At 75.8% G+C, this 13000-nt stretch carries 10 protein-coding genes; 6 read left to right on the plus strand and 4 right to left on the minus strand.

The features are described 5' to 3' along the window. Window positions 1-343 precede the first annotated feature (343 nt). From AB0M28_RS37600 to AB0M28_RS37610, 3 genes are read left to right on the plus strand one after another with little or no spacing between them, the layout of a single operon-like run. On the plus strand, window positions 344-2614 hold the full coding sequence (locus AB0M28_RS37600; protein ID WP_365414837.1) for a PEP/pyruvate-binding domain-containing protein: 2271 nt from the start codon (window positions 344-346) through the stop codon (window positions 2612-2614). After that, entirely contained in the window at window positions 2611-3498 is an 888-nt protein-coding gene (locus AB0M28_RS37605) for a hypothetical protein (protein WP_365414838.1), read from the plus strand. Before AB0M28_RS37600 ends, AB0M28_RS37605 begins: the two co-directional genes overlap by 4 nt. 46 nt (window positions 3499-3544) lie before the next feature. After that, window positions 3545-4243 (plus strand): dual specificity protein phosphatase family protein, encoded by a 699-nt coding sequence (locus AB0M28_RS37610; protein ID WP_365414840.1) that lies wholly within the window; start codon window positions 3545-3547, stop codon window positions 4241-4243. Here the strand turns inward: AB0M28_RS37610 and AB0M28_RS37615 are convergent. After that, entirely contained in the window at window positions 4234-4944 is a 711-nt protein-coding gene (locus AB0M28_RS37615; RefSeq protein ID WP_365414842.1) for an HAD family phosphatase, read from the minus strand. The two genes, AB0M28_RS37610 and AB0M28_RS37615, sit on opposite strands and share 10 nt — an antisense overlap. A 47-nt stretch (window positions 4945-4991) precedes the next feature. Beyond that, on the minus strand, window positions 4992-6221 hold the full coding sequence (locus AB0M28_RS37620) for an aminotransferase class V-fold PLP-dependent enzyme (RefSeq protein ID WP_365414844.1): 1230 nt from the start codon (window positions 6219-6221) through the stop codon (window positions 4992-4994). Window positions 6222-6396: 175 nt separating this feature from the next. Between AB0M28_RS37620 and AB0M28_RS37625 the strand changes: the two genes are divergently transcribed. The 3 genes from AB0M28_RS37625 (at window position 6397) to AB0M28_RS37635 (ending at window position 9738) form a co-directional block, all read left to right on the plus strand. Next, the gene (locus AB0M28_RS37625) at window positions 6397-7113 is read left to right on the plus strand and encodes an FCD domain-containing protein (protein ID WP_365414845.1); all 717 of its coding nucleotides are present in this window, start codon (window positions 6397-6399) and stop codon (window positions 7111-7113) included. Between the two features lie 108 nt (window positions 7114-7221). After that, window positions 7222-8589 carry an FUSC family protein gene (locus AB0M28_RS37630; RefSeq protein WP_365414847.1) on the plus strand — a complete coding sequence of 456 codons (1368 nt, stop codon included), beginning with the start codon at window positions 7222-7224 and terminating at the stop codon, window positions 8587-8589. A 111-nt stretch (window positions 8590-8700) separates the two neighbouring features. Beyond that, window positions 8701-9738 (plus strand): lactonase family protein, encoded by a 1038-nt coding sequence (locus AB0M28_RS37635; protein ID WP_365414849.1) that lies wholly within the window; start codon window positions 8701-8703, stop codon window positions 9736-9738. Window positions 9739-9837: 99 nt separating this feature from the next. On the opposite strand, the gene AB0M28_RS37640 is transcribed toward AB0M28_RS37635, so the two are convergent. Both AB0M28_RS37640 and AB0M28_RS37645 read right to left on the minus strand, forming a co-directional pair. Then, window positions 9838-10749, minus strand: a complete 912-nt coding sequence (locus AB0M28_RS37640; protein WP_365414851.1) for a hypothetical protein — start codon at window positions 10747-10749, stop codon at window positions 9838-9840. Window positions 10750-10950: 201 nt separating this feature from the next. Continuing rightward, entirely contained in the window at window positions 10951-12003 is a 1053-nt protein-coding gene (locus AB0M28_RS37645; protein ID WP_365414853.1) for a BadF/BadG/BcrA/BcrD ATPase family protein, read from the minus strand. Window positions 12004-13000 lie beyond the last annotated feature (997 nt).

Genomic DNA, 13000 nt, shown 5'->3' on the forward strand with positions numbered 1-13000 from the left:
CAGGCAAGGGCGCGTCGTCCGGTGCGTGCAGCTGCAAGGCGGAGGAGGGAGTCGACGCGGAGCGTCGGCGACCGACGACAACGCCGCAGATGCGCGTGCCGGACGACGCGCACCCCGGCAAGATCCGAAAGGCAGGCCCTAGGCCCAACCCGGCGCGGCGGGCGCCGGTTTGCTTCGTGGCGGGCGCGGCATACTGGGAGGGAAGAGCACCCGGTCGATCCGGCCGGGAGGCTGTCCGCGGCTCCCCGAGCAGCGACCGCGGCACCTCCCCGGCGGCACCGATCCGCTACCCGGGCCTGGCAGTGGCACGCACTGACGCGCCGGAGCGGAGGAGGGGCCGAGGATGGTGGTCGACGCGGATCGACTCGCGGTGGTGGAGCTGGACGGCGGGCCGGCGACGGACCCCGCGCTGGCGGGGGCCAAGGCCGCCAACCTGGCCCGCGCCGCGCGCGCGGGACTCCCCGTACTCCCCGGGTTCGTCCTGGTACCGCGCGAGGCGGGGAGCGGGGGCGGGGCGGGGGACTACGCCGAGGGGCAGGCCGACGGCGTGCTGCCGGGGTTCGCGCGCGGGGTCCGCGCCGACGGGCTGCCCGGGGACCACGCGGAGGCACGGGCCGGCGGGACCGCATCCCACCCCCAGCCGCCCACCGACCCGCCGGGAAGCGGCACTTCCGCCCTCCGCGCCGCCTGGGCGCGGCTGACCGCCGGGGGCACGCGGCCCCTCATCGTCCGCTCCTCCTCGCCGCACGAGGACGCCGCCGACTCCTCGATGGCCGGCTGGTTCGAGTCCGTGCTCGACGTGCGCGGCTGGGAGGCGTTCCTCGCCGCCGTGGACACCGTCTTCCTCTCCGCCCGGCGCATACTCGCCGCCTCGCCGGGCGGCCCGCAGCGGCCGCTGGGCGACCGGCCCTGCCCCATGGCCGTCCTCGTCCAGCCCATGCTCCGACCCGACAGCGGCGGCGTGATGTTCGGCGTCGACCCCGTCGCCGGGCGCGGCGACCGGATCCTGGTCAGCGCGGTACACGGCGGGCCCGACCGGCTCGTGGACGGCAGCACCCAGGGCACCCGCTACCAGCTCACCCGCCGCGGCCGGCTGGTCCGCACCGACCCCGCCGCCCCCGGCGGCCCCCTCACCGCCCGGCAGCGCCGCTCCCTCGTCCGCCTCGCCCGACGCGCGGAACGCGTCTTCGACGGACCGCAGGACATCGAGTTCGGCTTCGACCCGGACGGCAAGCTGTGGCTCTTCCAGTCCCGCCCCATCACCGCCGTCACCCGGCAACCCCCGCGCGGCGCCCGCCTCCTCGGCCCCGGACCGGTCGCCGAGACCTTCCCCCGCACGCTGCAGCCCCTGGAGGAGGACCTCTGGCTGCGGCCCATGTCCCACGGACTGACCGCCGCCCTCGACCTGGCCGGCGCCGCGCCCCGGCGGACGCTCCGCCGGCTGCCCGTCGTCACCGCCGTCGACGGGCGGCCCGCCGCCGACCTGCGCCTGCTCGGCAGCGTCCGCCGCGCCCACCCCGTCCTCGCCTTCCTCAACCCCCTCCCCGGCGCCCGCCGCGCCGCCGCGGCCTGGCGCACCGGACGGCTGAAGGCCGCCCTGCCGGCGCTGGCCGCGGACCTGACGGCCGACGTGGACCGCCAACTGGCGTCCCTCGGCGCACCCGTGGACATGCTCGGCGGATCGCTGTACGACGCCGTCTCTTGGGGCCGCACCGCGCTGTCCGCGCTGCACGCCCAGGAGTCCCTCGCGGGCGCCCTGCTCGTACAGGACGCGCCCGCCACGGCGGCCGGCGAGGCGCTGGCCGTACTGGCGGAGGCAAGGGAGCGGAGCCGGACGGCCGCACCCGCGTACGGACACACGGGCACCCCGCCCGCCGACGCCCGCCTCCTCGCCGCCCACCCCGTCCTGCTCACCCTGCTGCCGCCCTCCCTCTTCCACCGCCCCGCGCTGCCGACGGCCGTCGGCACCGGCGTGCCGAGGGGCGTCGGCAGCCTGCCGCCGCGCGAAGGGCTGCGGCTGCGCATCCGGTGGGTGCAGGAGATGCAGGCCGGGATGGTCCGCGAGATCGCCCACCGGATGACGCGGACGGGCCGACTGCCTCACCCCGAGCGGATCGCGCTCCTTCGCTGGGACGAACTCACCGCCGCCGGCCACGGCCGGCCGCTGCCCGCCGACCTCGCCGAACGGTTGCCGCGCCCGGACGGCGCCCAGTTGCCCGCCCGTTTCCGGCTCGCCGACGGCACCGTCGTTCCCGACCGCCCGCCGACCGCCGGCGCCGGCACCAGCCAGGGAGCGGGTGGCGGTTTCGGCGCGGGCACCGCCTGGCACGGCACCTCCCCCCGGCCCGCGCACCCGGTCCTCGTCGTCCGTACCCTCGACCCGGCCCTCGCCCCCCAGCTGCCGGGGCTGGCGGGACTGGTCGCCGAGACGGGCAGCGTCTTGTCCCATCTCGCCGTGCTGGCCCGCGAGTACGGCGTACCGACGGCCGTCGGCGTGGCGGCCGCCCTCGACCGCTTCCCCGACGGCATCCGCCTCACCGTCGACGGCGGCACGGGGGCGGTGGAGCGGGACGAGGGCGCCTATGAGCGCGGCCCGGAGGGAGCCGCCGCGTGAAGTATCTGAGCTATCTGTTCGGGGCCCTCTCTGCCGCGGCCGCAGGCGGCTACTTCGCCGTGTACCTGTACCGCTGGGAGTGGCAGCGGGCGCTCATAAGCGGCGTCCTGCTGCTGGTCGTGGAGATCTTCCTCGTCTGCGTCGTCGTCCTCAGCCGGATCTCCCGGCTGGAACGCCGCCTCGACGAGCACAGCGCCGCGCAGCACGACGTACTGCGGCGCCTGGAGTCCGCCCGCCGCGATCCGGCGGCCCGCCCCTTCCCCTGGCTGGACGGAACGGGCAGCGGCAACCGCACGTACGTCTTCGTGCCCGTCCTGATGGCCGCGGGCGCCGTCCTGTCGTTCACCGCCTGGGTCGTGCAGAAGGTGGCCGCCGCCACGGCCCGCCCCGGCGCCGAACGCCGCCTCGCGGGACGGCTGACGGTCCTCACCGTGCCCCCGGACATCCGGGACGCCGGGCTGGAGCGCCGCCCCGCGCTGCCGCCCGTACGCCGGGCGCGCGGCGGCGTCCTCGCCGCGGTCGCCGCCCTCGGCGTGCTCGGCCTCGGCATCCTCGTCGGCAGCCTCGCCGACGCCACCCAGACGCGCGCCGCGGAGCGCCCGGACTCGGCGGCCACCATCGTCGTGTTCCGGGTGGAACTGCGCCCCGACGGCGGATCGGCGGCCCGCGACCAGGCCGCCCGCGAGCTGTGGGAGAGCTGCCGCCGCTCCACCCGGGCCCTGCCCGCGTCCGCCACCCTCAGCCGGCTGGAGCCGGACGTGTGGTCCGGCGTACTGCGGCCCGCCCTCGGCGCCCACGACATGATGCGGCTGCGCGGCTGCCTCGACGACGCCTCCGTGAACCGCGTCCGGGCGCACGTCCTCGGAGCCGGCCAGGCGGGTTAGTCTGAGAGCTCCCCGCCCACGCCAAGTCCCCGGTGGTGACGGACCCTTGCACCCCGCGTTACGTCCCCTTCCCGGCGTACGACCCCGCCCCGCCCGGCCGCGCACGACCGCCGCCCGCCTCGCCAGGGCCCTCGCCGTCTGCGTCCTCGGCTACGCCCTCATCTGGCTGACCACCGCGCTGTCCATCCTCGGCGCCTCGGCCTGGGCCCGGGGACACGCCAACGCCGGCCGCACCCTGTCCGGCATCCAGCACTTCCAGCAGGTCGACGACCGCGTCTACCGCGGCTCCGCCCCCAGGGAGGCCGGCTACCGCGCGCTGGCCGAGCGCGGCATCACCACCGTCGTCGACCTGCGGGCCGAGCATCTGACCCGGCGCCAGCTGGTCCTGCCGGAGAAGGCCGGGCTGCGCGTCGTCAGGCTCCCGGTGCGCGACGGGCAGACGCCGAAGGCCGCGCAGGTGGAGCAGTTCCTGCGCACCGTGCGGGACGCGCCCGGCCCGGTGTTCGTGCACTGCGGCGCCGGAGTGGGCCGTACCGGATCCATGGCCGCCGCCTATCTCGTACGCACCGGGCAGACGGACGGCGACGGGGCGCTGCTGCGCATGGTCGCCGTCGGGCCGCCGTCCGTGGAGCAGATGTACTACGCGGCGACCGCCCGCCCGGACCGCAGCGCCCAGCCGCCCGGTCTCGTCCAGGCCCTCAGCAGGGCACTGGACGCGCCCCGGCGGATCAGCCACTACTTCTGAGCGCCGAGCCTGCCGTCCGGCGTCGCGGCGCCCATGATCCAGTCGTACGCCCGCTGCGCGTCGAACGTCCGCTGCCCGCCCGGGAACAGCAGCCCCGCGGACACCATCGCCGGATCCCGGGCGTGCTCGGGCAGCGAGGGCACGCCGACGGTGCGCATCCCGGCCCGCCGCGCCGCCTCCACGCCCGGCGGGGCGTCCTCCAGCGCCACGCAGCGCGCCGGTTCCACCCCCAGCAGCCGCGCCGCCGCGAGGAAGACGTCCGGGGCGGGTTTGCCGTGCGGGACCTCCTCCGCCGACACCAGCACGTCGAACACGCCGTCCAGCCCCGCCGCCGGCAGCACCGCCTCGATCGCCGGGCGGGAGGAACCGGACGCCACGGCCATCGGCACCCCCGCCGCGTGCAGCATCTCCACCAGCTTGCGCATCCTCGGGAACGCCTCGGTGCCGTGGGCCGCCAGCCGCAGATACGCCTCGTTCTTCGCCGCGAGCAGCTCGTCGACCGGCGCCTCGATCCCGTACCGCTCGCGCAGCACCTGCAGCGTCTCGCGGGTGCCGATGCCGATGAACCGCGCGTGCTCCTCCCAGCTGAAGTCGGGCACGCCGTAGCGCCGCAGCACCTCGCGGCCGGCCGCGTAGTAGTTGGGTTCGCTGTCGACGAGGGTGCCGTCGAGGTCGAAGACGGCCGCGGGGGAGGCGTTCATGACCCCAGCATGCCGCGTCCTTGATCGGCGGCCGGTGACCGCGTGCGTCAGCGCGTGGCCTCGGAGCGGGCCCAGTCGGCGAGCACGGGGACGCAGCGCTCGGCGAAGTACTCGTAGTCGTCGGGGGTGTTGTAGACGTGGGCGGACAGCCGCAGGTAGCCGATGCCGCCGAAGCTGGTGAACGCCGCCTCGACGGCCAGCTCCGCGGCCACGCGGTCGCGCAGGCCGTCGGCGTCGATCCGGGTACGGCCGAGCCCGGCCGGCAGCCGCACCAGCCGCATGCCGGGGACCGGCATCCCGACGTCGACGCCGCCGGGCTCGCCGGTCAGGGCGGCGAACGCGTCGCCGATGACGCGCTGCCCGTAGTCCGCCAGCTCGTCCATGTAGCCGCGGGCGGTGTCCCAGCCCCAGGTGCGCCCGATGAAGCCGAGCGAGGCGGGCGTGGCCAGATAGCCGGTGAGGTCGAGCGTGCCCTGCGAGTCGAAGCGCTGCGGGAACGGCTCGGCGGCACCCCAGGAGTCGATCAGCGGGTACAGCCCGTCGCGCAGCGGGCCGCGGGCCACCAGCACCGCGCTGCCGCGCGGGGCGCAGCCCCACTTGTGGAGGTTGGCGACCCAGAAGTCGCAGTCCACACCGTCCAGCGGCGCCTGCAGCAGGCCGGGCGCGTGCGCCCCGTCCACCAGCACCGGGACGCCCCGGCGCCGGGCCTCGGCGCCGATCTCCGCCACCGGCAGCCGGCGGGCGGTGGCGGAGGTGACGTGGTCGACGACGACGAGATCGGTGGCGTCACCGCACTCGGCGAGCACGGCCTCGTACGCCTCCTCGGCGCCCGCGCCGAGCGGCACGTGCGCGGTGCGCACCCGGCCGCCCCAGCGCCGCGCCAGACGTTCGGCGCCCATGGTCACGGCACCGTAGCCGTGGTCGGTGACGACGATCTCACCGCCCCGGCGCCGCGGCAGGTTCCCGAAGACGACGCTGGCGCCGGCGCTCGCGTTGGGCACCATCGCCAGATCGCCGGCGGAGACCCGGAGGAAGGCGGCCACCTCGGCCCGTACGGCGGCGATCCGCCGCGGCAGCCCCGGGAACCAGACGACCGGTGCCCGGTCCATCTCGGCGCGCAGCCGGTTCTGCTCCTCCTGAACGGCCGTCGGAACCGCCCCGAAGGAGCCGTGGTTCAGATGCCGCAGCGCCGGGTCCAGCGACCATGCCGCCGCGGCGGGCTCCCCGCCGGGGAGCAGCAGGGGACGCGGTGCGGTGGTGACGTCGGTCGTGCTCACGGGGCTCCATCACACTCGTACATCGTCGACCAGGGCAGGCCGAGAGATCTGATGACTTCGCGAATTCTGGCATAGCGAGCCCAGGCCCGACCAGCGCCTTTCGCGCCAGTCATCTGATGACTGGCTACGCTGGCATCATCGGCTGGACGAGCGCTCCGGATCCTCGGGAGGACACGTGACATCCGCGGTGGACAGGGCCTTCCACGGTCTGCGGCACATGATCGCCACCGGCCGTATCGGCGCCGGGGAGCGGCTGCCGCCCGAGGGCGACCTGTGCGAGCAGCTGGCGGTCTCCCGCGGCTCCCTGCGCGAGGCCGTACGGATGCTCGCCGCCCTGCGGGTCCTCGAGCCGCGCCACGGCTCCGGCACCTACGTCTCCGCGCTCGAGCCCGAGGACATCATCGGCAGCCTGTCGCTGACGGTCGAGCTGCTGCCGCTGTCCGGGGTGCTGGAGGTGTACGAGATCCGCCGGGTGCTCGAGGCCCACGTCACCGCGCAGGCCGCGGCCCGGCGTACGCCCGAGGAGCTGGAGTCCCTGCGGGCGCTGGTCGAGGGGATGGAGGCGACCGACGACCCGGCGGAGGTCTCCGCGCTCGACCACCGGTTCCACGCGGGCATTGCACGGATCGCCGGCAACCCCGCGCTGGGCGCGCTCATCGACGTCTTCCGCACCCGCTCACGGAAGTACCAGATGTTCACCCTCCCCGAGGGCGCGGAGCTCAAGCGCAGGAGCGACGCCGACCACCGTGTGATCCTCGCCGCCCTCGCCGACCGCGATCCGGCGGCCGCCGCCGCGGCGGCCCAGGCCCATGTCGCCCAGACCGAGCGGTGGCTGCGGGCCTTCACCCCGCCGCCGGTGGAGGAACCGGAGGGCGGGCTGCCCGGCGTGTGACCTGCGGCCGCCGGCCGATCGATTTGTTCCGCGGGGGCCGGGGATGTTTTCCTCGATGCGTATCACTATGCGGACAGCTGATCGGCGCGGCAGGAGGACAAGGCGTACGTGAACCGGAACTGGTTCGTCCCGGATCCGGGACGTCTTCGGCTGCGCACCGCCGCCCGCGCCGTGGTGGGGATCGGCCTCGCCGTCACCGCGACGGCCGCCGCCGGCATGCCGCTCGCCGCCGTCGTCACCGGCGGGCTCGCGGCCCTGCTGACGCTGTTCGTCGTCCAGGACCCCACCGTACGCCGGCTGGCCGTCACCACCGGCTGGCTGCCCGCCGTGGCGCTGCCCGTGCTGGCGGCCGCCACGCTGCTGGAGCACCTCCCCGCCGTCCGGGACGCGGCGTTCCTCCTCGTCGTCCTCTGCGGCGCCTACGCGCGCCGCTGGGGGCCGCGCGGGCACGCACTCGGCGTGTTCGCCTTCATGATGTTCTTCGTCATGCAGTTCCTGCAGGCCACGCCCGCGGAACTGGTCGGCCTCGCCGCCTCCGTCGTGCTCGGCGTGGTGGTGGCGGCGGCCGTGCGGTTCCTGCTCTGGCCCATCGAACGCCGCGACCCGCCGCCCGCCCCGGTCGCACCGCCCGCCGGCCGCGGACTGCGCCGGCTCACCACCCGCCAGGCCCTGCAGGTCACCGCCGCGTGCGCCATGGCCATGGCCGTCGGGCACGCGCTGTCCGACGCGCGCTGGTACTGGGCCGTCGGCACGGCCTGGTGGATCTTCGTCAACACCGCCTCGCGCGGCGAGACCCTCGTACGCGGCTTCCGGCGGGTGCTGGGCACCTTCAGCGGCATCGCCGCCGGGATGGCCGTCGCGCTGCCGCTGGAGGGCGCCACGGCGGCCGGGGCGGCCGTCATCGCGGTGTGCGTCTTCGGGCTCTTCTACACGGCGCCCGTGTCGTACAGCTGGATGATGTTCTTCGTGACCGTGATGGTCAGCATCCTGTACGGCCTGATCGGCGTCCTCACGCCGGCGCTCCTGGCCCTGCGCGCTGGGCAGACGGCGGTCGGCGCGGTGAGCGCCGCCCTCGCCGTGGCGGTCATCCTCCCCGTCACGACGCACGCGCTCACCGACGTGTGGATCCGGCGGGCCATGGACGCCGTACGCGCCTGCATCGACGCCGCCGAGCGGCACGCGCACGGGGACCGGCACGCCGAGCCGCACCGGCACCTCGCCGAGTACCAGGCCCTCCTCGCCCGGGCCCGGATGACGCTGGCCCCGCTGCTCCACCCGCTGAACCCCTTCGCCGCGCGCCGCGCGCGGGCCCGGCTCATCCTGGGACTCCTCGACGAGTGCGCGCGCGAACTGCGCTCCGTCTGCGACGACGAGCGGATCGCGGCGCGTACCCGGGTGGCCGTCGAGGCGGCGCTGGCGGCCCTGGAACCGCCGCTGGACAGCCATCCGCGGGCTCCGTTCGTCCCGGCGGCCTGAGGGCCCTCCAGGACCCTTCACGGGCGTCTGGAGCGGCTTCGATAGGGTCGCCGCACCAGGTACGGCGCGAAGTGGCGTACCCGGTACGGCACGAAGGGACGGAAAGGTCGAATGAGCGGACTGCGAGCCCACATAGGGTCCTTCACCTCGGAAGGGGGACCCGGCATCGTCACCGCGTCCGTCGAGGCCGGGACGGGGGCGCTGACCGCGGTCCACACCACCGACTCCGTCGCCGACCCGTCCTTCCTCACCGTGGACGCGCCGCGCGGCGTGCTCTACACCGTGACCGAGACCGCGGCGGGCGCCGCGGCAGCCCTGCGGCTGACCGGCGACGGCCTCGCACTCGCGGGGGCCGCCGTACCGGTCGACGGCGTGAGTCCCACCCACCTCGCCCTGGCCGGGGCCCATCTGCTGACCGCCAACTACGGCTCCGGCAGCGTGAGCGTGCTGCCGCTGGACGCGGACGGGCTGCTGGACGGTCCCGCACGCGTCCTGCGGCACGAGGGCGGCGGCCCCAACGCCGCGCGGCAGGAGGGGCCGCACGCCCACTGGGTGCACCCCGACCCCACCGGCGCCTGGGTGCTCAGCGTCGACCTCGGCACCGACTCCGTACGCGTCTGCGTGATCGGCGACGACGGCGCGCTCAGCGTGCACGACGAGACACGGCTGCGGCCCGGCTCGGGCCCCCGGCACCTGGTCTTCCACCCCCGGGGCCACCGGGCGTACGTCGTCAACGAACTCGACCCCACCGTCACCGTGCTCGGCTGGGACGCGGACACCGGGCGGCTGAGCCCCCTCGGGGAGACGCCGATCCTGCCGAAGGACGTGGCCGCGGACACCGAGGCGTACGCCTCCGGGATCGCGGTCTCCGCCGACGGCCGCTTCCTGTACACCGCGATCCGCGGCCACGACAGCGTCAGCGTGCTCGCGCTGGACGACACGGGCGACGAGCTGGACCTGGTGGCGAACGTGCACTGCGGTGGCCGCTGGCCCCGCGCCCTCACCCTGGACCCGCAGGGCACGCATCTGTACGTCGCGAACCAGCACTCGGGTGACGTCACCTGGTTCGCGCTGGACGAGGCCATGGGTGTGCCCAGCCGGTCGGGGGCGCTGGCCGTTCCCGCGGCGTCGTGCGTGGTGTTCAGCTGACCCGGCCGGCCGGAGCGGTCACCGTCTCCGGCAACGCAGAGGGCCCGCGGCTCCCCCAGGGAGCGGCGGGCCCTTCGGCGTCGTGCGTTAAGCCCGCGGTCATCGCGGCTGGGCCTGCATCGCCAGCTGCGGGTTCTGGATGCCCAGGACGGCGGCGTACTGCGCGGTGACGAGCTTGCCCACCGCCGGGTAGGCGCCGAGCGGCTCGGCCGCCGTGCACGCCGCCTCGCGCTCCGCCGCGGCCAGCAGGCCCTCCGGCAGCTCGGGGCCGATGACGTACGGGGCGAGCGCCAGCTGCGTGGCGCCGGCGGTGCGCAGCTGCTCCGCGACCCGGGCCACGGAACCGACCGTGTCCAGGGCGGCGGCCATGACGGGCACCGCCAGCCGCGCCGAGAGGAGCATGCCGGTGATCCCGGCCGACTGGACGGCCTCGTCGCCGCCGGACGTCGCCAGGATGATGCCGTCGGCGGCCGTCGAGACGGTGAACAGACGGGCACGGTCGGCGCGGGACAGCCCGGCCTCGGAGAGACGCACGTGCACGCCCTCCGCCAGCAGCGGGTGCGGGCCCAGGACGTCCGTCAGCTCCACGGCGGCCTTGCTGGCGGCGATGGACTGCGTGATCCGCCGGGTGACGGCGGTGTCGGGACCGGGCAGCAGCGGCACCACGACCGCGGACGGACCGTCGGGCTGCTCACCGCCGGCACGCTGCGCACGGTCGGCCGCCACGTGTGCCAGCACCGCGGCCAGCGAGGGGAACTCCTCGTCCTGACCGGCCTCCGCGTCCACGTAGCCGATCCAGGCGTGCAGGCCGGGCAGCTCCGAGCGGGCGATGCTGAGGATCTCCTCCGCCAGGCTGCGGACGGAGGGCGTGGGGGTGCCGGGCACGGCGAGCACGAGCGCCGGCGCACCCTCGGGGGCGACCAGCGGCTCCGGCTTGCGGTGGCGTCCCGGCTGTCGGGGACGGGGCATTCGTTGGGGCAGCCCGTGTTCGGGCCCAGCGGCAGAGCTCATGGCGCCGCATGCTAACGGGTCCGCAGGCCAGTCTGTATGCCCGGGGGTAACTGGAAAGGATCTGTGCCGATTTCTCCCCGGGGTTGCCCGACTATGTCGACTGCGTTCCGCTCTCGATCGTTACGCGATGTGCAGGTGCCCGTGCGGATGCACGGGCGTGTGGCCTGCGGGTCTTTCGGGGCTGGTGTGGTGCGTGGGTCGCTACGCGATGTGGAGCAGGCCGTGGGGCTGTACGGGCACGCGCAGGTCGTCCGCGGCCAGGGCCCGGGCGATGCGGACGGCGCCCAGCAGGGGGTCGCCCTCGGCGGGGTGCTGCGCGACGCCGGGGAGCCGTTCGCGCAGGGCGCGTTGCAGGGGGTCGGTGAGCGGGGCGCCCATCTTCAGCAGGCCGCCGGTGAAGGAGACCGTGCCGCCCTCGGGGCAGACGGCGGCCGCGGCGGCGACGATGTCGCGGGCGGCCTGCTCGAGGATGCCCCGCGCCACGGGATCGTGCGGGGCGCAGGCGGCGACCTCCGGGGCGAACGAGGCGAGGACCGCGGGGCGGTCGGGGCGGGGGTAGAGCTTGCCGGGCATGTCGCCGGCGGGCCCGAAGACGGCCTCCAGGCGTGCGAGGAGGGCGGGGGAGCCGCCGTCGCGCCCGTCGTGGGCGCGCATCGCGGCCTCGAGGCCGGCGCGGCCGATCCAGGCGCCGCCGCCGCAGTCGCCGAGCAGGTGACCCCAGCCGTCGGCGCGGCGCCAGCCGTGCGCGTCGAGCCCGGTCCCGAGGGCGATCATGCCGGTCCCGGCGGCGACGACGGCCCCGCGGCGCTGCCCGAGGGCGCCGACGTAGGCGGTGACGCCGTCGGCGGCGAGGGCGAGCCGGGTCCGGGCGCCGTAGGCGTCGGCGAAGGCCTGCGGGAGGCGGTCGCGCAGATCGCCGCCGAGGGTGGCCATGCCGGCGGCTCCCACGCAGATGGCGTGGACGGTGTCCACGCCGTGTTCGCTGAGCAGTTTCCCGGCGGCCGGGAGCACGAGGTCGAGCAGGCTCGCGGCGTCGATGCCTCGGGGGCCGACGAGGGCGGGCGTTGCGACGGCGGCCGTCGCGGTGGGCGCGTCCGTGCGGTTCGCGTTACGCGCGGTGTCCGTGGCGTCCGCGCCGTCCGTGGCGTCCGTGGCGTTCGTGCCGTCCGCGGCGCTCGCGGGGGCGATGGCGATGCGGACGCCGGATCCGCCGGAGTCGATGCCCAGGACGTGGGGCCGGAGATCAGCGCTCATGCGGTGGAGGGTATCGGGACGGGGCGAGCGCCCGTACGGCGGCGCCGCGGCGTGTGCCATCGCACCGGGTTTGTCGGCGCTGCGCGCCTCGTCCTCAAACGCCGGACGGGCTGGAGGGGGTGCCAGTCACGCTGCGAGAGTCCGGTCGCGCTGGCGCCTGCGGCGCGGTTCGGCGCTGCGCGCCTCAGTCCTCAAACGCCGGACGGGCTGGAACGGTGCCAGTCGTGCTGGGAGGGTGCGGTGTCGCTGGCGCCTGCGCCTGCTCCTGCGACGCGGTTCGGCGCTGCGCGCCTCGTCCTCAGACGCCGGACGGGCTGGAAGGGGGCCGTCGCCCTGGAGGAGGGCTGATGGGGCTGGAGAGGGCCGCCAACGTCGGCGGAGCGCAGCGGAGCCGGTTCACCCGCGCTGGGTCACCGTCGGCATTCCTCGGCGGAGCGCCAGCGGAGCCGTTCGCTTCGCGTCAGTCGGCGCAGCGCAGCGGAGCCGGCGCAACCCCACCGGGTCACCGTCGACGGACCCCGGCGGAGCGCAGCGGAGCCGCTCAACTCCGTACCGGCGGAGCGTCAGCGGAGCCGTTCGCTGGGCGGCGCAGGGCGCCGTCCCCTCGCGCTCCGCCCGGCAAGGCCCCTTGGGGCCGCAGAATCGCTTCGATTCGCAACGACAACCGGCCACTTACCAACACCACAGCGGCTACCAGATCACGACCGCGCAGCCAAGCCACGGGCGTCACCGGCCACCCAAGCCACGGGCGTCACCGGCCACCCAAGCCACGGGCGTCACCGGCCACCCAAGCCACGGGCGTCACCGGCCACCCAAGCCGGGAGGACCGCCGGACCACGACCGGCCACCCAAGCCGCGAGGCCCACCCGACCACGACCGCCCACCCAAGCCACGAGGGCCATCCGCCGACACCCGCCCACCCAAGCCACGAGGGCCACCGGACCGCAACCGCCCACCCCAGCGACCAGCGCGACCGGTGGTCGCTGGGGGGCTTACC

This window comes from Streptomyces sp. NPDC051940 (genome assembly GCF_040680895.1).
Lineage (GTDB): Bacteria > Actinomycetota > Actinomycetes > Streptomycetales > Streptomycetaceae > Streptomyces.

Excerpts from the sequence above, each read along its gene's own strand:
- AB0M28_RS37640 (WP_365414851.1), bottom strand. The coding sequence starts at position 10,749 with ATGAGCTCTGCCGCTGGGCCCGAACACGGGCTGCCCCAACGAATGCCC.
- AB0M28_RS37615 (WP_365414842.1), bottom strand. The coding sequence starts at position 4,944 with ATGAACGCCTCCCCCGCGGCCGTCTTCGACCTCGACGGCACCCTCGTC.
- AB0M28_RS37635 (WP_365414849.1), top strand. The coding sequence starts at position 8,701 with ATGAGCGGACTGCGAGCCCACATAGGGTCCTTCACCTCGGAAGGGGGA.
- AB0M28_RS37600 (WP_365414837.1), top strand. The coding sequence starts at position 344 with ATGGTGGTCGACGCGGATCGACTCGCGGTGGTGGAGCTGGACGGCGGG.
- AB0M28_RS37645 (WP_365414853.1), bottom strand. The coding sequence starts at position 12,003 with ATGAGCGCTGATCTCCGGCCCCACGTCCTGGGCATCGACTCCGGCGGA.